This window comes from Sphingopyxis sp. FD7, from assembly GCF_003609835.1.
Classification (GTDB): domain Bacteria; phylum Pseudomonadota; class Alphaproteobacteria; order Sphingomonadales; family Sphingomonadaceae; genus Sphingopyxis.
The window spans coordinates 2,460,880-2,482,258 of record NZ_AP017898.1 but is presented as its reverse complement, the minus strand read 5'-3'; the positions used below and the strand labels follow the sequence as shown (position 1 = coordinate 2,482,258).

Sequence of the window (21,379 nt, the reverse complement as noted above, 5' to 3'; positions counted from 1 at the left end):
AAACCGCGGCAATTTTTAGAGTCTGATTCAAAATTATCGCGATAGATTTCATGCTCTTGCGATACGGCGGACGAAGAGCTGAATTGAGGCGATGAACAGCCACGCGGTTGCCGATGCGATGGTCTGCTCGAAGTCTTTGGCGAGGCGGCGGTTGCGACCGAGCCACGCAAAGGTCCGCTCGACCACCCAGCGTCTGGGCAGGACCTCGAAGCCCTTGGCATGGTCGGATCGCTTGATGATCTCGACCGTCCACTTCCCGATCTTGCGCAGCGCCTGGCGAAGCTTGTCGCCAGCATAGCCGCCATCGGCGAAGATGTGCCTGAGCCAAGGGTGACGGCGGATGATCTCGGCCAGAACAAACGGCGCGCCATCGCGATCCTGCACGTCAGCGGTGTGGATCACGGCATGAACGAGATTGCCCTCGGTGTCGGTCACGATGTGTCGCTTGCGGCCCTTGATCTTCTTGCCTGCGTCATAGCCGCAAGGCCCGCCGCTTTCCGTGGTTTTCACGCTTTGGCTGTCGATGACCCCAGCGCTCGGAGAAGCCTCGCGCCCGAGGGCTTCCCGCCCGATCAGCAGCAGGGCGTGATTGAGCGAGAGCCACAGACCATTGTCGCGCCACAGATAGAACCAGCGCCGCACCGTCGAGACCGGAGGAAAGCAGGGCGGCAACATCCGCCAGGGCAGCCCACCGCGCAGCAGATACAGGATCGCCTCGATGATCCGCCGCAGCGGCCATTTGCGCGGTCGCCCTACACAGCAAGGGCCCGGAAGTAACGGCTCCAGCACGGCCCATTCCGCATCGGTCAAATCGCTTGGCAAAGCCAGGTCGGCACGGGCATACTGCGCCCGGGTGGTGTCGGTCCACATCGTTGAACTCCCGAAGTTTGTTGCAAAACCCCGTGAATCAGCGACTTGGGCTCGCGTCAAGCTAACCCGCTGGCACCACTCAACTTAATTTCGGATCAGGCTCTTAGTCCGGTAACGAAGTCTTTCTTCACGTTTCACCTCCCTGTTGAAATCACCCCCGCTTCGGAGGCGCACAATGCTACGTAACATCTCCGCGGTGTCAATTCGTAATCCGGTGCCGCCGATCGTCCTCTTTGTGCTGTTGTTGCTTGCGGGGCTCGTCAGCTTCAACCGGATGGACGTCAACGACAATCCCGACGTCGAGTTCCCGGCCGTTCGTGTTGTCGTATCGCAACCCGGCGCGGCGCCGACCGAGCTGGAAACACAGGTCACGCAGCGCGTCGAGGCGGCGGTTCGCGGCGTGAGCGGGGTCGACGAAATGTCCTCCTATGTCAGCGAGGGCACGAGCGTAACGAACGTGCAGTTTGCGATCGGCACGCCGATCGACCGCGCCTATAACGATGTCAACCAGGCGATCTCGCAGATCCGCAGCGACCTGCCCGACGGCATCCTTGAACCGCAGGTTGTCCGCGTCGACATTGCCGGCGGCCCGATCACCTATTTCGCGGTCGAGGCGACCGACATGACGTTGGAGCAACTGTCATGGTTCGTCGATAATACGGTGGCGAAGGAATTGCTCTCGATTCCCGGCATGAGCCAGGTTCGCCGGTCGGGCGGCGTCGATCGCGAGATTCGCGTGATCCTCGATCCCGCGCGGATGCAAAGCTATGGCCTGACGGCAAGCCAGGTGAACCAGCAATTGCGGCAGGTGAACGTCAACGCCGCGGGCGGGCGCACCGAAATCGCCGGGAGCGAACAGGCAGTGCGCGTGCTCGGCAATGCGGGCAGTGCCTTCCAGCTCGGCGAGACGCGCATTTCGATCGGCAACGGCCGCACGATCCGTCTGGCGGATGTCGCAAAAGTGACCGACGGCTATGCCGAGCAGCGCAACCTCGCGAAGATCAAGGGGCGGCAGGTGCTCAGCTTCTCGATCGAAAAGGCCAAGGGCGCCTCGGACGTCACCGTGCATGACGAGACGATGAAGAAGCTGGAACAGATCAAGAAGGCGAACCCCAAGGTGGACTTCAAGATCCTGTTCACGCGCACCGAATATACCAAGGAACAATATCGCAGCTCGATGCTGGCGATGATCGAGGGCGCGGTGCTCGCGGTGGTCGTTGTCTTCCTGTTCCTGCGCGACTGGCGCGCGACGCTGATCAGCGCGCTCGCGATCCCGCTGTCGGCGATCCCGACTTTCTGGTTCATGGAAATGATGGGCTTTTCGCTGAACGGCCTGTCGCTGCTCGCGCTCAGCCTGGTCGCCGGCGTGCTCGTCGATGATGCGATCGTCGAGATCGAGAATATCGTCCGGCACATGCGCATGGGCAAGACCGCCTATCAGGCGTCGATCGACGCCGCCGACGAAATCGGCCTCGCGGTGGTCGCGACGACGATGTCCATCGTCGCGGTGTTCCTCCCCGTCGCGCTGATGCCCGGCGTGTCGGGGCAATTCTTCATCCAGTTCGGCATGACCGTCGTGTTCGCGGTGCTGATGAGCCTGGCCGTCGCGCGCATGATCACGCCGATGATCGCCGCCTATTTCCTGTCGGCGCAGGGCGAGCAGGACCATGCCAATGGGCCGTGGATCGACCGCTATGAACGGCTGCTCGCCTTCACGCTCGACAGTTCAAAGCAAAAGGTGGTGAAGGCGCGTTACGAAGTGTTTTCAACGCGGCTGATCTATTTCCTTGTTCCCGCCATCGTCGCGGGGCTGGCTGTCATCGGCCTGACCTTCCAGTATTTCCAGCCGGTGCCGGTGGGGCAGGATGCGCCCAACCCGGCGCTGCACTTCCTGTTGATGACGCCGCTGTCGGCGATCGTCGCCTTCCTTGTGACCAGCCTGTTGATGATCCTGGGCGGCGCGCTCGCCTATGCTTTGGGGATGCGCGACTTTGCCTTTACCAACTGGGCGAAGTTCATGCTCCAGCGCGCCTATGCGCGGCTGTTCGACCATCGCGTGTGGATCGTCGGCATCGGCGTCGCGGCTTTCATCTCGAGCCTCGTGCTGTTCGGCGTCCTGCCGCAGCAGTTCCAGCCGACGACGAACAGCGACTACAGCCAGATCCGTTACGAGCTGCCGCCGGGATCGACGCTGGCGCAGAGCGAAACGATCGCCGACCAGATCAACGCGATCCTGCGCGACGATCCGGTGGTCGAGAACGCCTTTTATGACGTCGAAGTGGGCGGCGGCAACGCCTTTCTGACGCTGAAGAAGGACCGGCCCATCTCGAGCGTCGAGTGGGAGCGCAGCCTGCAACCCCAGATGGCGGCGATCCCCGACGCCCGCGTGTCGTTCCAGAGCCAGTCGGGCGGCTTTTCGGGCCGCGACATCACCTTCATCATTGGCGGCGACGATCCGGTGGCGCTCGAACGCCACGCACGCAGGATCGTCAAGGAGATGGAGGGGCTGAAGGAACTGCGCGCGCCGCGGATCGAAGGCGACATTCCGCGGCCCGAAATCATCGTCACGCCGCGGCTCGACCTCGCCGCCGAGCTGGGCGTGACAACCGCCGCGCTCAGCCAGACGATCCGCATCGCGACGATCGGCGACATCGACCAGAACGCCGCGAAATTCTCGCTTTCCGATCGTCAGATCCCGATCCGGGTGCTTTTGTCGGAAGATTCGCGCCGGACGCTTGCCACGATCGAGAATCTGCCGGTGCCGACCTCGCGCGGGACGACGGTGCCGCTGAAATCGGTCGCGACGATCGGCTTTGGCGCGGGACCGACCGAATTGCGTCGGTACAACCAGACGCGGCGCATCGTGATCGGCGCCGACCTCGCGCCGGGGCTGGTGACGGGCGACGCGCAGAAAAAGATCGACGCGCTGCCGTCGATCAAGAACATGCCGCAGGGCATCCGCAAGGTCGTCCAGGGCGACGCCAAATGGCAGGCCGAGATGCTGACCAATTTCATGGTCGCGGTGGTGTCGGGCCTGCTGCTCGTGTTCGCGACGCTGGTGCTGCTCTATCGCCGCTTCCTGTCGCCGCTCGTCAACATGTCGTCGCTGCTGCTGGCGCCGCTTGGCGGGCTGCTAGGATTGGCGATCACCGGCATGGAAATATCGATGCCCGTCTATATCGGCCTGCTGATGCTGCTCGGCATCGTCGCGAAAAACTCGATCCTGCTCGTCGATTTCGCGATCGAGGAAATGGACAAGGGCATCGGCAAGACCGCGGCGCTGATGGACGCGGGGCGCAAGCGCGCGCAGCCGATCGTGATGACCACCGTGGCAATGGTCGCGGGCATGATCCCGACCGCCATCTCGCTGTCGGGCGATGGCGCCTGGCGCGCACCGATGGGCGTTGTCGTGATCGGCGGCCTGATCCTGTCGACGGTGCTGACGTTGCTGATCGTGCCCGCGGGCTTCAGCCTGGCCGACAGCATCGAAAAGCGGCTCGGCCGGTTCTTCTCGCGCAACCTGCTGACCTACAAGCCCGGCGACGACAGGCGGCCGCACGGCGCGGCGAGCCCGGAACCGGCAGAGTGACATGATGGTCCACCGGCGCGGCGTCGGGTCGCGCCGGTTGCAACCTTTGCGCCGGTTCGCCATTTGGTTCGCATGACCGACCTCGCTTCCCGCCGGCCGATCGGCGTCGCCGTCGCGGCGAAACCCTCCAACATCCGCATCCTTGCCACGGGGATGCTCGTCGTCATGGCGATCGTCTTTGTCGGCGCCAAGACGTATCAGGATGTGCATCCGGCGATCGGTTTCGTCCGCGCCTTTGCCGAGGCGGCGATGGTCGGCGGGCTCGCCGACTGGTTCGCGGTGACCGCGCTGTTCCGGCACCCGATGGGGCTGCCGATCCCGCACACCGCGATCATCCCGCGCAACAAGAACCGCATCGGCGACACGCTGGCGCGTTTCCTGCTCACCAATTTCCTGCTGCCGCGGCTGATCGCGCGCAAGATGCAGGCGGTCGATGTCGCGGGCGCGGTCGGCAGGTTCCTGTCCGAACCCGCAGAGGGCGGCGGGCGGCTGCGGCTCGGTGCGTCACGGATCATCGCCGACGGGCTGGGCGCACTCGACCAGCAGCGGCTCGGCGGCATGGTCAAATCGGCGATCGCCGACCGGCTGCGCGAACTCGACGTCGCCCCGCTGCTGGGGCAGGCGCTTCAGGCCGCGCTCGCCGAGGGGCGGCATCAACCGCTCCTCGACGCGATGGTCAAATGGGGATCGAAGACGCTGGAACTCAACGAGCATCTGATCCACCAGATGGTCCACGACAACAGCAATGCGATCGTGCGCTTCACCGGGCTCGATGAGAGTATTGCGAACCGCATCGTCGCCGGGCTGTCGAAGCTCTTGAGCGAGATGGCGGTCGATGAAACGCACCCGCTGCGCCTCCGCGTCGAGGAAGGGCTCGCCAAGATGGCGCTCGACCTGCAGCACGACCCTGAAGTGAAGGCGAAGGTCGCGCGCGTGCGCGACGAGCTGCTCGAAAACAAGGCGGTCAAGCGCTGGCTCGACGGATTGTGGGAACAGGGCCGCGCCGCGCTGCTCAAGGCCGCGCGCAACCCCGACACGATGCTCGCGGGGCGGATCGGCGAGCTGGTGACGCAGTTCGGCACGATGCTGGGCGAGGATGCGCACATCAAGCGCACGCTCAACCGCTATGCGCGGCGCGCGGTGGTCGGCATGGTCGACAGCTATGGCGAGGCGGCGCTGAAGCTGGTGTCCGACACCATCCGCGGCTGGGATGCCAAGACGATCACCGACCGGCTGGAAAATGCGGTGGGCGACGATCTGCAATATATCCGCATCAACGGCACGCTGGTCGGCGGGCTGGTCGGCGTCGCGATCCACGCGGTCGATGTGTTGCTATGACTCCCCTAATCCTGTCTGCATTCGTAGCATAATCGCGCGATTTATGAGAGCTTCAACTGCTGAATCTGCATTGGCAAGCTCAATCGTATTCATAAATAGCATTGGACCAAGTATAATAAAAAGTTTTCCAAACGCTTCATCAGCAAAACTACTACTAATCACATATACATCTTCAAAATCAATTACAACTTTATTTCCTGACAAGGCAGAAACCATATTTAAGATGTAATTTCTTGCTTCAAGGCCAGATTTTCTACTTCCGAAAGTCTTACATATGCTGCGAGCGGGTATCTTTATATCCTCTTCTTTCGTTTCAAGTTTTCTCTCAACATAGTCAAATCCTGGAACATGCTGCTTTCCTCGAAAAACAAATGCCCGTTCGATCAGGTCCGGCCGATCGCAATCGATCTGGCAAAGGATATGAGTTCCAGGGTAGGTTATGTGATCTCGACGTGCATGCGTTTCGCCTTCGGAATTAACATATAAGTTACCATGATAGGATTTAAGAGAAAATAGCGCATTTGATTCAAGAGCTATTCTATAAGTTCCATATAAACCGTTGCCTTGATTGCTAACGTTATTTCTTGTTACACCTTCTTGAATTGCCTTTTCAACTGCCTCTACCTCGTCCTGAACGCCAAGGCTCCTTCCTATACCTATTCCAGAGTCAGCAACTACAAATTCAATAATATTATAGTACGGCAGTTTTGAATGTATTATGAATCCACCAACTTTGGATTGCGAATGATTTAGAACATTATCTGTTATTTCGTCTAGTGCCCATTCTAGGCCGTGTTGACAAAAGGGATTCCCAAATCCTCCTCCTTCTGATTCAAGACTGCTTTTTGAGGATCAGTCATGGGTCGCGGGGATTTGTCGGATGCGGAGTGGGACCTGATTGGGCCGCTGCTGCCGCCTGAACGTGGTCGCTGGGCGCGGCCGTCGGGCGATAATCGTCGCTTTCTCAACGGCATGCTTCACGTGCTGCGGGTCGGCTGCCCTTGGCGCGACATGCACGAGCGCTACGGCAAGTGGAACTCGGTCTATGTCCGCTTCCGGCGCTGGGCCGAACAGGGTGTCTGGGATGCCCTGCTGCAAACGCTGGTCGATCTGGGTCTGACCGACGACTGGCAACATATGATCGACAGCACCAGCGTTCGCGGCCATGTTTCGGCAGCGGGCGGAAAAGGGGGGCTTGTGCGAACGCTCTTGGTCGATCACGCGGCGGCTTTACGAGCAAAATCCACGCCCGCTGCGACAATCAAGGACTGCCTGTCGGCTTCATCCTGACCGGCGGCGAGGCTTCTGATTACACCGCTGCCGAACCGCTGATGGCGATCCCCGTCGCCACACCCAAGGCGCTGCTCGCGGACAAGGGCTATGATGGTGATCGCTTCCGGGAAAGCCTGCTGACCCGGGGCATCCTGCCGATCATCCCGCCCCGCTCGAACCGCAAGGTGCCAGAGCATCCCGACTATCGCCGTTACAAGGACCGCAACCGCGTCGAGCGCATGTTCGGAAAGCTCAAACAGCAACGACGCATCGCCACTCGATATGACAAAACCCTTCTCTCGTTCGAGAGCTTCCTAAACCTCGCCGCCACGCGGCTATGGCTGAAGTCTTTTGTCAACGCGGCCTAAAGCAGATAGGTTTTTCCGGCTTATTTTTGCTGTTCGAAGAACGGCATTCAGAATCCGATCATTTGCCGCGCTTGCTTCATCAGTACTTTTAAACTGCTGTAGTATTGGATCGGATGAATTTAGCTGGACTTTAGGATATTTTCTGTGACTAATAAAATGGGCGAGGCCACAGTTCTCTATCCTGCTACGTGCAGTAAATGACTTTGGCTCTATATACTCGAAATCGACGTTGTCGCTTCTTAGGAGGCTTCTAACATATGAAGCGAACGGCGGCATTACGTTATAACCGATGGACTTCAAGGACGAGAAATCCAGAATTATATCCTTGTATCTTGAAACCTTTGTCGCTTGGTGAATGCAGCTCATTAGCCGTGGGAGTTCCCCGAGCCGGAGGTCTCCGTTTATCGTGATTGTGCCTTCTTTGGAAAAAACCTCCAGAGACAAATCTCGTACCCCCGCAGAATACTGGAAACTAGATATGTCGATCTAAGAGTCTGATTCAAAATTATCGCGATAGATTTCATGCTCTTGCGATACGGCGGACGAAGAGCTGAATTGAGGCGATGAACAGCCACGCGGTTGCCGATGCGATGGTCTGCTCGAAGTCTTTGGCGAGGCGGCGGTTGCGACCGAGCCACGCAAAGGTCCGCTCGACCACCCAGCGTCTGGGCAGGACCTCGAAGCCCTTGGCATGGTCGGATCGCTTGATGATCTCGACCGTCCACTTCCCGATCTTGCGCAGCGCCTGGCGAAGCTTGTCGCCAGCATAGCCGCCATCGGCGAAGATGTGCCTGAGCCAAGGGTGACGGCGGATGATCTCGGCCAGAACAAACGGCGCGCCATCGCGATCCTGCACGTCAGCGGTGTGGATCACGGCATGAACGAGATTGCCCTCGGTGTCGGTCACGATGTGTCGCTTGCGGCCCTTGATCTTCTTGCCTGCGTCATAGCCGCAAGGCCCGCCGCTTTCCGTGGTTTTCACGCTTTGGCTGTCGATGACCCCAGCGCTCGGAGAAGCCTCGCGCCCGAGGGCTTCCCGCCCGATCAGCAGCAGGGCGTGATTGAGCGAGAGCCACAGACCATTGTCGCGCCACAGATAGAACCAGCGCCGCACCGTCGAGACCGGAGGAAAGCAGGGCGGCAACATCCGCCAGGGCAGCCCACCGCGCAGCAGATACAGGATCGCCTCGATGATCCGCCGCAGCGGCCATTTGCGCGGTCGCCCTACACAGCAAGGGCCCGGAAGTAACGGCTCCAGCACGGCCCATTCCGCATCGGTCAAATCGCTTGGCAAAGCCAGGTCGGCACGGGCATACTGCGCCCGGGTGGTGTCGGTCCACATCGTTGAACTCCCGAAGTTTGTTGCAAAACCCCGTGAATCAGCGACTTGGGCTCGCGTCAAGCTAACCCGCTGGCACCACTCAACTTAATTTCGGATCAGGCTCTAACCATCGCAGTTGGACCGAATCAACCCGTGTTCGCCAACCCTTCACGAAAGGTGGGATATTTTGGCGCCCACCCCAGCAGCCGCTTCGCCCGCCCGTTCGCGACGCGGCGGTTTTCGGCATAAAAGGCGCGCGCGGCGGGCGACAGGCCTGCTTCATCGAGCGTCTGGAGCGGCGGCAGCGGCGCGCCGAGCAGCGTGCAGCCCCATTCGACGAGGCGGTTCTGGTGGCAGGGTTCGTCGTCGGCGAGGTTATAGACGCCCGCCGGGCCACGGAACGACGCGATGATGCCGCCCGCGATGTCGTCGACATGGATGCGGCTGAAGACCTGGCGGGGCAGGTCGATGCGGTGCGCGCGGCCTTGCTGGATGCGGTCGAGGATCGAGCGGCCGGGGCCATAGATGCCCGGCAGGCGAAAGACGTGGCTGTCGCCGCGCAGCGCCCTCCATGCGGCATCGGCGGCGTTGCGGCCCGCGCGGCGGCCCCGGACGGGCGCGCTTTCGTCGACCCACGCGCCGTCCGCGTCGCCATAGACGCCCGTTGAGGACAGATAGCCGGTCCAAGTCGCCGGGGCGAGCGCGATCGCCTCGCCATAGCGCGACAGCACCGGGTCATCATCATCGACCGGCGGCACCGACGAAAGGATATGCGTGGCCCTCCGCAGTGCGGCGAGCACGGCGGTCTCGTCGGCAAAGGCGATGCTGCCCGCGCGCCCGTCGCGCGTCGTCCCCGTCACTTCCCACCCGCGCGCGCGGAGGCGATCGGCAAGGTGGCTCGCGGCATAGCCCATTCCGAAAATCAGCATCTGTGCCATCGCGCGCCTTATTGCGCGTCGGCGGCGCGATGCCTAGACCGATCGCATGACCGACGCCTCCTCTACCCCCGCCATCCCCGTCACCATCCATCGCGGCGATTATCGCCCGCCCGAATGGCTGGTGCCCGAGGTCGCGCTCGATTTCGCGCTGGGGGTCGAGGAAACGCGCGTCACCGCGGCGCTGTCGGTCGCGCGCGCCGTCGACGCGCCTGCCCCGCTGCTGCTGCGCGGCGACGGGCTGACCCCGGCGGCGGTGCGCGTCGATGGCGAGGTCTGGAACGATTGGCGCATGGACGGCAGCGACCTGATCGTCGACCTTGGCGCGCGCACCACGGCGACGGTCGAGGTCGACACGATCGTCAACCCTGCGGCGAATACGCAGCTGATGGGGCTATATGCCTCGAACAACATGCTCTGCACCCAGTGCGAGGCCGAAGGGTTCCGCCGCATCACCTTTCACCCCGACCGTCCCGACGTGCTGAGTCGCTATCGCGTGCGGATGGAAGGGGACAAAACCCGCTTTCCCATTCTGCTGTCGAACGGCAATTGCATCGACCGTGGCGAGGGCGAAGCGGGCACGCACTGGGCGCTGTGGGAAGACCCCTGGCCCAAGCCCTCCTATCTGTTCGCGCTCGTCGCGGGCGACCTCGTCGTCAACCGCGACCGTTTCACCACCATGTCGGGGCGCCAGGTCGAGCTGGGCATCTGGGTGCGCGCGGGCGACGAGGATCGCACGGATCACGCGATGCAGGCGCTCAAGAACAGCATGAAATGGGACGAGCAGGTCTATGGCCGCGAATATGACCTCGACCTGTTCAACATCGTCGCGGTCGGCGATTTCAACATGGGGGCGATGGAGAATAAGGGCCTCAACATCTTCAACACCCGCTATATCCTCGCCGATCCCGACACCGCGACCGACATGGATTATGACGGCGTCGAAGGCGTCGTCGCGCATGAGTATTTCCACAACTGGTCGGGCAACCGCGTCACCTGTCGCGACTGGTTCCAGCTGAGCCTGAAGGAAGGTTTCACCGTCTATCGCGACCAGTGTTTCTCGGCCGACATGGGATCGGCCGCGGTCAAGCGGATCGAGGATGTCCGCCTGCTCCGCGCCGCGCAATTCCCCGAGGATGCCGGGCCGCTCGCGCACCCGATCCGGCCGGACAGCTATCAGGAGATCAGCAACTTCTATACCGCCACCGTCTATAACAAGGGCGCCGAGATCATCCGCATGATGGCGACGATGGTGGGTCCGCAGCGGTTCCGCAAGGGCACCGACCTTTATTTCGAGCGCCACGACGGCGAAGCGGCGACGTGCGAGGATTTTGTGCGCGCGATCGAGGATGGCGCGGACATCGACCTCAAGCAGTTCCGCCGCTGGTACGAACAGGCGGGCACGCCGCGGCTCAAACTGACGCTGGCCGAGGAAGCGGGGAACTGGTCGCTCGATATCGTGCAGACGGTGCCGCCGACACCGGGCCAGCCTGAAAAACAGCCGATGATGATGCCGCTTCGCCTCGCGGCCTTCGCCATGGACGGCAGCGGCGCGCATGTCCCCGACAGGTTGGTGACGATTACGGCGGCGACCCAGCGGATCGCGCTCGGCCGCTTTGCGGCGCGCCCGGCGCTGTCGGTCAATCGCGGCTTTTCGGCGCCGATCATCGTCGATTTCGAGCGCGCGCCGGGCGAACTCGCGTGGCTCGCGGCGCATGACGACGACCCGTTCGCGCGTTACGAGGCGCTCCAGCAATTGATGCTCGACACGCTCGTCGCCGCCGTGTCGGGCGAGGATCGCGACGCGCAGGCGGTGATCGACGCCGTGGCGCAGACGCTGTCGGGGCGCGCCGCCGACCCGGCCTTCGTCGCCGAGGCGGTCTTGCTGCCCAGCGAGGCGTTCATCGGCGACCAGATGCTGACGGTCGATCCCGACGCGATCCGCCGCGAGCGGCTGGCGCTGCAGGCGGCGATCGGCGCCGCGCTCGAAAGCGAATGGCGCGCGATCCTGGACGGCGCGGCGCCGCCCGCGACCGATCTGTCGCGCGGCGCCAAGGGCGGCCGCCGTCTGCGCGGCGTTGCGCTCGCCTATCTCGCGGCGACGGGTATGGCCGATGCCGCCGCGCTGGCGTTCCGGATCTTTTCGCAGGCCGACGGGATGACCGAACGGCAGGCGGCGCTCGCCACGCTCGCGCATGGCGACAGCGACGAACGCACGCATGCGCTCGACATTTTTTATCAGCGCTATCGCGACAATCCGCTCGTGCTCGACAAATGGTTCCAGGTGCAGGCCTGGTCGATGCGCCCCGATACCGTCGATGCGGTGCGCGCGCTGGCGCGGCATCCCGACTTCACGCTGACCAACCCCAACCGCGTGCGCGCGCTCTATGGCGCGCTGACGGGCAATCAGGCCGCGTTCCATCAGGCCGACGGCGCGGGCTATCGGCTGATCGCCGACCTCGTCATCGCGCTCGATCCCAAGAACCCGCAGACCGCGGCGCGCATGATCCCGCCGCTCGGCCGCTGGAAACGCTTCGACGAAGGGCGGCAGGCGCTGATGAAGGCCGAGCTGGAGCGGATATTGGCGCAGCCCGGCCTGTCGCGCGACGTCACCGAACAGGCGTCGAAAAGCCTGCTGGGGTAGGGGCGGCTTTGGGGTGGGAAGCGGATGTTGACTTTCTCCCCTCCCGCTTGCGGGAGGGGCAGCGAGACTTGCGAGCTTGCTCGTTAGTCGCAGCGGGGTGGGCTACCGCACCGTCGCTGCCCACCCCCGACCCCTCCCGCAAGCGGGAGGGGAGAGGAACCGTCCGCAATCGGTCGAAACCGGCCCTCGCGGCTCAATTCGCGGCGAAGAGCTTGGTCCCCGCAACCCCGACGACGATCAGCAGCATGAAACCCGCCTGCACCAAACTCACCTTTTCGCCGAACAGGATCGTTCCGCCGATGATGACGCCGACCGCGCCGAGGCCGGTCCAGATCGCATAGGCGGTGCCCGCGGAGATTTCGCGCATCGCAAGCGCGAGCAGCGCCATGTTGAGGAAACTGAGCGCGATCGGCACGATCGACGCCTGCCAGGTGCCGAGCGTCGCGGCCCATTTCAGGCTGAGCGCCCAGCAGATTTCGGTGAATACAGCGATGGCGAGGATGATCCATCCCACGGGGCGCGTCCTTTCGGGTCGGCGGGCTCGTGGGACAAGCGCGGGCCGGAAACCCGAAAGAGGCCATGCGCGCCGGGGCTGATAGACCGCCGGGCGCAGGCTGGCAAGCCTGTCAGCCGTCGGCGAGGAAAGCGAGCAGGTCGCCCGTCAGGCGTTCGACATGAGTGAGCGGGAGGCCGTGCGGCGCGCCTTCGTAAACCTTGAGCGTCGCCTGCGGCAGCAGCGCCGCGGTCGCCTGTGCGGTCAACGCCAGCGGCGCCGAGACGTCGCGGTCGCCGTGGATCAGCATGACGGGCGCGGTGATTCGCCGCACGTCGGGGCGGAAGTCGGTCGCGAAATTGGCGGCGGCGAGTTGCGCCGCGCCAAGCAGCGATGTCGACATCATCATATTCTGGCCCCAGCGGACCATCGCGGGCGAGGTGTCGGGGGTGAAGAAGGGCGGGGTATTGACCTCGATCCACGCCGGGAAGTCGCGCGCGAGCAGCGCCGCGCCCTCGGCCAGCATCGCCGGATCGACGCCCGCTGGATTGTCGGGGCCTTTCATCAGAAAGGGCGTGATCGTCCCGACCAGTACGACGCGCGCGATGCCGCGACCGCCGAGCCGCGCGAAATGGCGCGCGACCTCGGTTCCGCCCATCGAATGCGCGATGATGGTCACGCCGTCGAGCGCCAGCCCGTCGATCACCGCCGCCAGATCGTCGGCGAGCGTGTCATGGTCATAACCGCGCCCCGGATCGGCCGACCGTCCGTGCCCGCGTCGGTCATAGGCGACGGCGCGATAGCCTTTGCGCGCCAGCCCCAACATCTGATAGCCCCAGAAGTCTGATGGCAGCGCCCATCCCGACAGGAAGAGCACCGGTTGTCCCGTGCCCCAGTCGCGCACGAACAGCGCCGTCCCGTCTTTCGCGGCGACGAAGCTTTCGGCGGGGCGCTTGGCGGCGGATTCGGCGGCATGGCCGCGACCGGGCGCAAACATCAACGCACCCGCCGCACCCAGCGCCGCGGCCGACATCAACTGGCGTCTGTCCATCTGTCCCTCCATCGTGTGACGGAGGTTTGTTTAGCGGGCACGGCGATCCGGAGCGATTACGTCAGACGTAATCGAAATCGCTACGGCGCAAGCGACTATCGCTCTTCGCCCAGCCACGCCGCGACATCGACGGCGACGCGGTTCGCGGCGCGGGTCAGCGCTTCGCCGGTAAGCTTGGCCTCCACCTTGCCGCCGATCGGCTCGCGTGCCTCGAACCGGCGCTGGGTGACGGTCTTGCCGCCCGCCGCGACGAGCATCGCCTGATAGACGACAAGCGCCTCGTTCGATCGCGCGTCGACGCCGAACTCCATGAGTTGCCCCGCGAGCTGTTCGCCCGGCGCGGTCAGATATTGACCCTCATCCAGCACGACGCGCGATGTGCGCGCGGCGACGGTTTCGGACAAAAGCCGCTGGAACAGGCGCTGTGGCGCCTCCACCCATTGCGCATCCTCGACATAAGCAATGCTGGCATCGTCCTGCTGCACCGGAATGCGCGTCGTGCGCAGTTTTTGCGGCGCGGTGGGAATAAGGATGGTCAGCGTCGATGCGTCGGCAGCGGTGCGCGCCGTGCCCGCAGCGGGGGCGGCGTCGGGATCGAGCGTCAGCAGGAAGGGCGGCGGCTTGCCGCCGAAGCTGAAACAGGCCGACAGAGTTGCCGCGCCGACAAGGGCGAGCAGTGGCGTGCGGATACGGCGAATCATGGCGGTCCTCATGGCTTGTAATCGGGAAGCTTGCTGCCGCCGATGACTGCGCCCGCGCCCTGCTGGTCGAGCTTGTCGGTCAGGCTGGAAAGCGAGGCCGAGGTGCGGCGAAGGTCACGGATCAGCGCATTGGCTTCGGGAATCGTCGTCTCGCTGAAGGTCTTGAGGCCGGGGCGCGCATCGGCGATCGCGGCTTCGAGCGTCTGCATCGACTTGTTCGCGGAAGCGAGCGTGTCGCGCAAATTGCGCATCGCGGGGTCGACGTTGCGGTCGATCGTCCCCTGCGTCGCGGCCGCGAGGCTGCCGATCTGTTCGGCGGCCTGCCCCGCCTGCTGGATTGCGATGCGCGTGTCGGCAAGCGCGCGTTCGAGCGCGGGGCCGTTGCGTGCCAGCGTCGCGGTGGTCGCTTCGACATTGTCGAGGATGTTGGCGAAGCTTTGCTGGTTGCGATCGTCGGCCAGCTCGGCGAGCCGTTCGGTGAGCGTCGAGAGCCGCTGGAGCAGTTGCGGCGCGGTGTTGAGGATCTCGCCGAGCCCGCCAACGCGGGTCGGAATCACCGGCTTGCCCGCCGGCCCCTTGTCGGTGATCGGCGGCGCGCCCTTGACCGCGCCGTCGAGCGAGATTTGCGAAACGCCGGTGAAGCCAACGCCCTCGAGCGCGGCAGTCGTGCCTTGCAGGACCGGCACGCCTTCATTCACTTCGATTCGCACGCGGACGAATTGCGGATCGTCGGGCCACAGGGCGATCTCGCGCACCTGCCCCGACGGCACGCCCGAAAATTGCACCTGTGCGCCCTTGTTCAGCCCGTCGACCGATTGTTTGAAAAATATGTCATATTCGCGCTTGGCCCCGCCGCTGTCGTTCGCCAGCCAGACGACGAAAAAGGCGAGCGCCGCGGTGAAAAGCAGCACAAAGGCGCCGACGAGGACGTTGTTCGAGCGAGTTTCCATCAATCGTTCCTATCGCCGCCCAGCACGGGCGACTTTGCGCTTTGGTTCCCGCTCGCTGCGGCGCGGCCGCGGGGTCCATTGAAATAATCCTGTATCCACGGATGCTCGGTGGCAAGCAGTTCGGGGATGGTGCCGACCGCGATCACCTTTTTCTCGGCCAGCACCGCGACGCGGTCGCAGGTCGCATAGAGGGTGTCGAGATCGTGGGTGATGAGGAAGACGGTGAGCCCCATCGTGTCGGCCAGTTCGCGGATCAGCTCGTCGAACTTGGCGGCGCCGATGGGGTCCAGCCCGGCGGTGGGTTCGTCGAGGAACAATAGCGCAGGGTCGAGCGCCAGCGCGCGCGCGAGGCCGGCGCGCTTGACCATGCCGCCCGACAGTTCGGCGGGATATTTTGGCCCCGCGTCGGGGGGCAGGCCGACCATCTGCACCTTGTAGGCGGCGATTTCGTCGAGCAGCCTTGCGTCGAGCCGCGGATAAAATTCGCGTAGGGGAACCTGGATATTCTCGGCGACGCTGAGCGTCGAGAAGAGCGCGCCGCCCTGGAACATCACGCCCCAGCGGCGGCGCAGGTCGCGCGATTCTTCCTCGTCGGCGATCGTCACCAGCGTCTTGCCATAGACCTCGATCTCGCCAGCGCTCGGGGTTTGCAGCCCGATGATCGAGCGCATCAGCACCGACTTGCCGGTGCCCGACCCGCCGACCACGCCCAATATCTCGCCCGATCGCACATCGAGGTCGAGCCCGTCGTGGATCACCGCGTCGCCGAACTGGTTCCTGAGGCCACGGATGCAGATGGCGCGCTCGAAAGCTTCGGGACGCACGGCGTCGGCCGCGGCCAGTTCTTCGCGAATTTCGGTTTCCTCCCCCCCGGTCATCAGTTCCACCCGAGCGAGGAGAAGAAGACGGCGAAAAAGGCGTCGAGCACGATGACAAGGAAGATGGCCGCGACCACCGCCGAGGTCGTGCGCTGGCCAACTTCCTCGGCGTTCTGGCGCACCTGCATCCCTTCGTAACAGCCGGTGACGCCGATCAATATGCCGAATACCGGCGCCTTGATCAGCATGATCCAGAAATCGGTCATCGGGATGATTTCGCGCAGCCGCTGGATATAGGTGAGCGGCGGGATGTCGAGCCCGACCCAGCAGAAGAGGCCGCCCCCCGCGATCGCGCAGAGGCTGGCATAGAAGCCGAGCAGCGGCATGGTGATCGTCGATGCGGCGACGCGCGGCAGCACGATCGCCTCCATCGGCGACACGCCGATGGTGCGCATCGCGTCGACCTCTTCGGTCAGCTTCATCGTGCCGATCTGCGCCGCGAACGCCGATCCCGACCGGCCCGCGACCATGATCGCGGTCATCAGCAGGCCAAGCTCGCGGATCGACGCCCGGCCGACGAGGTTGATCGTGAACACCTCCAGCCCGAATTGTTCGAGCTGCACCGCGCCCTGTTGCGCGATGACGATGCCGATCAGAAAGCTCATCAGCCCGATGATCGGCAACGCATCGACGCCGACGGTCTGGAAGCGCGTGACGATGGCGTTCCAGCGCAGGCGGCGGCGTGCGCGGATCTGGTTGAAGATGGCGACGATCATCGCGCCGAAAAAGCCGACAATGCCAAGCAGTTCGTTCCACACCGCGACGCTCGCCGTGCCGACCTGTTCGAGCATCCGCACCCACGCCGGGCGGCGGTCGCGGTGGACGCGATATTCGCTCTTGTCGCTCGCCAGCGCGTCGAGCAGTCGCTGCGCCTCGGCGCTCGCGCCGGTGATCTTCGCGCCATGGTCGGCGGCGGTGCGCGTGACGATCCAGGCGCCGACGGTGTCGATGCGGTCGATCGCCGACAGGTCGAGCGTCGCGATCGGTCCGAGCGCGTCGAGCCGCGCGGGCAGGTCACCAAGCCGCGCGAGCGTCAGGCGCCCGGTGAAGCGGACCTCGGCGCCGTCGACGCCCTCGCCATGTTCGAAATCCGCCCTCGCCACCATCGTGCGGGCGACATTGGATTATTTGCCGGGGCACGGCAAGCGAATCCATGGCGAATATCGCCGGCGCTTGGCCAGCGCGGCGCCGCATTCTATGAAGAGGCATGGAGAAGCCGCCCGCCACGCCGACCGTCCGCCACAGGCACCGCGTCGCCATCTATGACATGGACCGGACGATCACCCATTCGGGGACGTACAGCGGGTTCCTGATCCACGTTGCGCGGCGGCGCCAGCCATGGCGGCTGCTGCTTCTGCCGTTCGTCGGCCTCGCGGGGGCGGCCTATGCGCTGCGCCTCGTCGACCGTTCGCGGCTGAAGGCGATCAATCTGCGACTGCTCGTCGGCAAGCGGTTTCCCCGCGCCGAAATCGCCCCGCTCGCCGAAAGCTATGCCGACAAGGTCGTCGCGCGCGGTGTGCATCCCGCCGCGCTCGAACAGATCGCCGCCGACCGGGCGGCGGGATACCGGCTGCTGCTCGCGACCGCGTCGTTCCACCTTTATGTCGATGCGATCGCGCGGCGGCTGGGAATCGACGACGTGCTCGCGACGCGGCTCGACGAACCCGACGGCGCCGATCATATCCATGCGCGGCTGGCGGGCGACAATTGTTATGGCGACGCCAAGTTCGCGCGCATTTCGGGCTGGCTCGCGGACAATGCGATCACGCGCGAGGATGCGCATATCCGCGCCTATTCGGACCATGTGTCGGACCATCCGATGCTGCGCTTCGCCGACGAAGCCGTCGCGACGACACCGTCGCGCGGGCTGCGACGGCTTGCGCCGCGCATGGGGTGGCAGGTGGTCGACTGGCGGGCGCGGAAGTAGAGTTGGCGTTGACTGCCCTGAAGACGAAAGTCGGTTTTGGGGTGGATTCCGGGCCTTCCCTTATCCGTCATCCCGGCGAAGGCCGGGATCTCGCCGGTGCGGCAAACCGAGAGGGTGAGATCCCGGCCTTCGCCGGGATGACGATAAAGTTGAGGGCAACTACCGGTCGACTTCGGCCATCCCCCTCTGCCTAGGGCGCGTTACACCGCGTCCAGCGCCTGCGCGAAGTCGGCGATCAAGTCGTCGGCGTCCTCGATGCCGATCGACACGCGCACCAGATTGTCGGTGATGCCGAGCGCTTTCTTGCGTTCGTCGGGAACCGACAGGTGCGTCATCGCGGCGGGATGGCTGGCGAGCGTTTCGGTGCCGCCGAGGCTGACCGCAAGCTTGGCGATCTTGAGCGCGTCGAGAAAACGGAAGCTCTCGGCTTCGCCGCCCCTGATGAAGAGCGAGAAGGTCGATCCCGCGCCGGTGCAGTGGCGGTCGAAAATATCCTTCTGGCGCGGATCGCCGATAAAGCCGAGATAGCCAAGCCCTTCGACCTTGGGGTGGTCGCGCAGATAGGTGCAGACCTTGAGCGCATTTTCGCCCGCGCGGCTCATCCTGAGTTCGAGCGTTTCGAGGCTGCGCAGCAGCATCCATGCGGTATTGGGGTCGCAGATCGTGCCGATCGTGTTGCGCATCGGGCGGATGATGTCGAGCAGGCGCTGGTCGCCCGACACGCCGCCCGCGACCAGGTCCGAATGGCCGCCGGCATATTTGGTGAGGCTGTAGATGACGAGTTCGGCGCCCTGTTTCAGCGGCTGCTGCCAAAGCGGGCCGAGGAAGGTGTTGTCGATCGCGATCGCGGGTTTCGCCTCGCCGGGGAAGGCGGCGTCGCGCGCGGCGCGCACCGCCTCGACATCGACGAGCGCGTTGGTCGGGTTCGCCGGGCTTTCGAGATAGACGAGCGCCACCTTGCCGCCCTTTTCGTCGGCCAGCGTTTTCGCGCGGGCAAGGATCGCGTCAATCTCCTCGCGCGTCGCCCCGGCGGGAAAATCGACGAAGCTGACGCCGAAGCGCGACAATATGCGCGCGATCAGCGTTTCGGTCGCCGCATAGAGCGGCCCCGAATGGACGATCACGTCATTCTGGCCGACGAGCGCGAGGAGCAGCGTGGCGATCGCCGACATGCCGCTCGAAAAGACGAGGCTGTCGTCGGCGCCGTCCCACACGGCAAGCCGGTCCTCTAGGATTTCCTGGTTGGGGCCGTTGAAACGCGAATAGACCAGGCCGTCGGCGGGGCCTTCGCGCTTGCCGGTGATATGCTCGAAGAAACGCTTGCCCGCCGCCGCGCTTTCAAAGGCGAAGGTCGAGGTCAGGAAGATCGGGGGTTTGAGCGACCCTTCGGACAGCACGGGGTCATAGCCGAGCCCCATCATCAGCGTCGCCGGGCTGAGTTCGCGGTCGCCGATCTTCTTGTTGTTGGTCTTGGGTTTGCCGCGCATGGCCATGGGGATGCTCCTGATGATGAGGCGGCCCTTATAGCGCGCCAGGTTTCGTTTGAAACTATATTGCGCGGGCTCAGGCGATCGCCGCGATCGCCCAGATCACGCCGATCAGCAACGGCACGCCGACGATGTCGAGCGCCAGCCCCGCCTTCAATATGCGCGGCAGCGCGATATGCCCGGTCGCCCAGGCAAGCGCGTTCGGGCCGGTGCCCGAGGGCAGCATGAAGCCCCAGCTCGCCGCCATCGCGACGGGCAGCGCGAGCAATATGGGGTCGGCGCCGGTCGCGGCGATCAGCGCCGCGAGCACGGGCATGATCCCGCTCGCGGTCGCGACATTGCTGGCGAATTCGGTGACGAGGATGGTGAGCGCGACGATGATCGCCGCGAGCAGGACGGTCGGCATGTCGCCGAGCGGCGCGAGGACCGCGCCCAGCCAGGCGGCCAGCCCGCTCGCGGTGATCGCGGCGGCGAGCGCGAGACCGCCGCCGAACATCATGATGACGCCCCACGGCGCGCGGTCGGCCTCTTTCCAGACGAGCAGCGGACGGCCGGTGCCGTCGGGCAGGATGAAGAGCAGGAGGCTGCCCGCCACCGCGATCGTGCCGTCGGTCAGCGCACCCCTGGGCAGCAGCGGTTCGAGCCAGGGCTGGGCGATCCACGCGGCGAGCACGGCGAGGAAGATGGGCACGACGCGGCGCTCGGCGGTCGTCCAGATCGCCTGGTTGCCGAGCGCCGAGGCGGCGGCGCCGCCGTCGAAGGGATGGTCGGCGAGCCGCTGGACGCGCGCGACCGCGACCATCGCGACGGGCACCGACAGGATCACGACCGGCACGCCATAAATCGCCCAGTCGAGGAAGGCGATGCGAAGGCCCAGCGCCTTTTCGATCAGTCCCGCGGCGATCGCGTTGGTCGGACTGCCGACGAGCGTGCCGAGCCCGCCGAGCGAGGCGGCGAAGGCGATGCCCATCATCACCGCGCCCGCAAAGCCGTTCGTCTCGCCCTCCCGCACCCCGCCCGCGCGCACGACGGCGAGCGCGATCGGGATCATGATGAGCGTTGTCGAGGTGTTTGATATGAACATGCTGAGCAGCGCGGTCGCCGCCATGAAGGCGAAGAGCAGCCCCGATGCGGTCTGCGGCGCGCGCTTGAGCAGCGCGAGCGCGAGCCGCCGGTGCAGCCCGACGCGCTCGATCGCGAGCGCAAGGAAAGCGCCGCCGAGGATCAGGAAGAGGATCGGCGAATAATATTCCTTGGCGATGGCATTGGCGTCCATCACCCCGAAGGCGGGGACGGTGAGGAAGGGAAGCAGCGCGGTGACGGTGAGCGGCAGCGCCTCGGTCATCCACCAGATCGCCATCAAGACGGTGAGGGCGGCCACGCGCCAGGCGGTGAGTTCCATGCCGGCCGGGGCAGGGAGGAGGAGCATGGTGCAAAAGACGACGAAGCCGCCGATCAGGCCCAACCAGCGCGTGCGCGTCATCCTTCCCCCTTCTTCCGTCCCTGTCACCCCGTCATCCCGGCGAAGGCCGGGATCTCGCCGGTGCGTCATGTT

16 protein-coding genes and 1 pseudogene are annotated in these 21,379 nt (G+C 64.5%); 5 read left to right on the top strand and 12 right to left on the bottom strand.

The features are described from left to right. Positions 1 to 48: 48 nt before the first annotated feature. Positions 49 to 870, bottom strand: coding sequence for an IS5 family transposase (locus tag SPYCA_RS11775; RefSeq protein ID WP_066114500.1), 822 nt, complete (start codon positions 868 to 870; stop codon positions 49 to 51). Between the two features lie 175 nt (positions 871 to 1,045). On the opposite strand from SPYCA_RS11775, the gene SPYCA_RS11770 reads away from it, so the two are divergent. Together SPYCA_RS11770 and SPYCA_RS11765 are read left to right on the top strand one after the other, a co-directional pair. Continuing rightward, positions 1,046 to 4,459 carry an efflux RND transporter permease subunit gene (locus SPYCA_RS11770; protein WP_120220628.1) on the top strand — a complete coding sequence of 1,138 codons (3,414 nt, stop codon included), beginning with the start codon at positions 1,046 to 1,048 and terminating at the stop codon, positions 4,457 to 4,459. Between the two features lie 72 nt (positions 4,460 to 4,531). After that, positions 4,532 to 5,797, top strand: coding sequence for a DUF445 domain-containing protein (locus SPYCA_RS11765; protein ID WP_120220626.1), 1,266 nt, complete (start codon positions 4,532 to 4,534; stop codon positions 5,795 to 5,797). On the opposite strand, the gene SPYCA_RS11760 is transcribed toward SPYCA_RS11765, so the two are convergent. Beyond that, positions 5,792 to 6,013, bottom strand: a complete 222-nt coding sequence (locus SPYCA_RS11760; RefSeq protein ID WP_120220624.1) for an STAS-like domain-containing protein — start codon at positions 6,011 to 6,013, stop codon at positions 5,792 to 5,794. The genes SPYCA_RS11765 and SPYCA_RS11760 overlap by 6 nt on opposite strands. Positions 6,014 to 6,655: 642 nt before the next feature. On the opposite strand from SPYCA_RS11760, the pseudogene SPYCA_RS11755 reads away from it, so the two are divergent. Next, a pseudogene (locus SPYCA_RS11755) lies at positions 6,656 to 7,437 on the top strand (IS5 family transposase). 520 nt (positions 7,438 to 7,957) lie between these two features. Here SPYCA_RS11755 and SPYCA_RS11750 read toward each other — a convergent pair. After that, complete coding sequence (locus tag SPYCA_RS11750) at positions 7,958 to 8,779, bottom strand: IS5 family transposase (protein ID WP_066114500.1); 822 nt, start codon at positions 8,777 to 8,779, stop codon at positions 7,958 to 7,960. Positions 8,780 to 8,904: 125 nt separating this feature from the next. Beyond that, positions 8,905 to 9,696, bottom strand: a complete 792-nt coding sequence (locus SPYCA_RS11745; protein WP_120220622.1) for an SDR family NAD(P)-dependent oxidoreductase — start codon at positions 9,694 to 9,696, stop codon at positions 8,905 to 8,907. Between the two features lie 46 nt (positions 9,697 to 9,742). On the opposite strand from SPYCA_RS11745, the gene pepN reads away from it, so the two are divergent. After that, positions 9,743 to 12,337, top strand: a complete 2,595-nt coding sequence (gene pepN, locus SPYCA_RS11740; protein ID WP_120220621.1) for an aminopeptidase N — start codon at positions 9,743 to 9,745, stop codon at positions 12,335 to 12,337. A gap of 193 nt (positions 12,338 to 12,530) precedes the next feature. On the opposite strand, the gene SPYCA_RS11735 is transcribed toward pepN, so the two are convergent. From SPYCA_RS11735 to SPYCA_RS11710, 6 genes are all read right to left on the bottom strand, one after another. Beyond that, complete coding sequence (locus SPYCA_RS11735) at positions 12,531 to 12,851, bottom strand: DMT family transporter (protein WP_120220619.1); 321 nt, start codon at positions 12,849 to 12,851, stop codon at positions 12,531 to 12,533. 112 nt (positions 12,852 to 12,963) lie between these two features. After that, positions 12,964 to 13,881 (bottom strand): alpha/beta fold hydrolase, encoded by a 918-nt coding sequence (locus SPYCA_RS11730; RefSeq protein ID WP_232003282.1) that lies wholly within the window; start codon positions 13,879 to 13,881, stop codon positions 12,964 to 12,966. Positions 13,882 to 13,976: 95 nt separating this feature from the next. Beyond that, positions 13,977 to 14,582, bottom strand: coding sequence for an ABC-type transport auxiliary lipoprotein family protein (locus SPYCA_RS11725; RefSeq protein WP_120220617.1), 606 nt, complete (start codon positions 14,580 to 14,582; stop codon positions 13,977 to 13,979). An 8-nt stretch (positions 14,583 to 14,590) separates the two neighbouring features. Next, positions 14,591 to 15,532 carry an MlaD family protein gene (locus tag SPYCA_RS11720; protein ID WP_120220615.1) on the bottom strand — a complete coding sequence of 314 codons (942 nt, stop codon included), beginning with the start codon at positions 15,530 to 15,532 and terminating at the stop codon, positions 14,591 to 14,593. Then, positions 15,532 to 16,410 (bottom strand): ABC transporter ATP-binding protein, encoded by an 879-nt coding sequence (locus SPYCA_RS11715; RefSeq protein WP_232003281.1) that lies wholly within the window; start codon positions 16,408 to 16,410, stop codon positions 15,532 to 15,534. Before SPYCA_RS11715 ends, SPYCA_RS11720 begins: the two co-directional genes overlap by 1 nt. After that, complete coding sequence (locus SPYCA_RS11710) at positions 16,410 to 17,516, bottom strand: ABC transporter permease (RefSeq protein WP_120220613.1); 1,107 nt, start codon at positions 17,514 to 17,516, stop codon at positions 16,410 to 16,412. Before SPYCA_RS11710 ends, SPYCA_RS11715 begins: the two co-directional genes overlap by 1 nt. A gap of 101 nt (positions 17,517 to 17,617) precedes the next feature. Here SPYCA_RS11710 and SPYCA_RS11705 point away from each other — a divergent pair, with 101 nt between their 5' ends. After that, on the top strand, positions 17,618 to 18,337 hold the full coding sequence (locus tag SPYCA_RS11705) for an HAD family hydrolase (RefSeq protein ID WP_172595052.1): 720 nt from the start codon (positions 17,618 to 17,620) through the stop codon (positions 18,335 to 18,337). A 200-nt stretch (positions 18,338 to 18,537) separates the two neighbouring features. Here the strand turns inward: SPYCA_RS11705 and SPYCA_RS11700 are convergent, their stop codons facing one another. Together SPYCA_RS11700 and SPYCA_RS11695 are read right to left on the bottom strand one after the other, a co-directional pair. Beyond that, positions 18,538 to 19,830, bottom strand: a complete 1,293-nt coding sequence (locus SPYCA_RS11700; RefSeq protein WP_120220611.1) for a cystathionine gamma-synthase family protein — start codon at positions 19,828 to 19,830, stop codon at positions 18,538 to 18,540. Between the two features lie 70 nt (positions 19,831 to 19,900). Then, positions 19,901 to 21,307 (bottom strand): SLC13 family permease, encoded by a 1,407-nt coding sequence (locus SPYCA_RS11695; protein WP_120220609.1) that lies wholly within the window; start codon positions 21,305 to 21,307, stop codon positions 19,901 to 19,903. Positions 21,308 to 21,379: the final 72 nt, after the last annotated feature.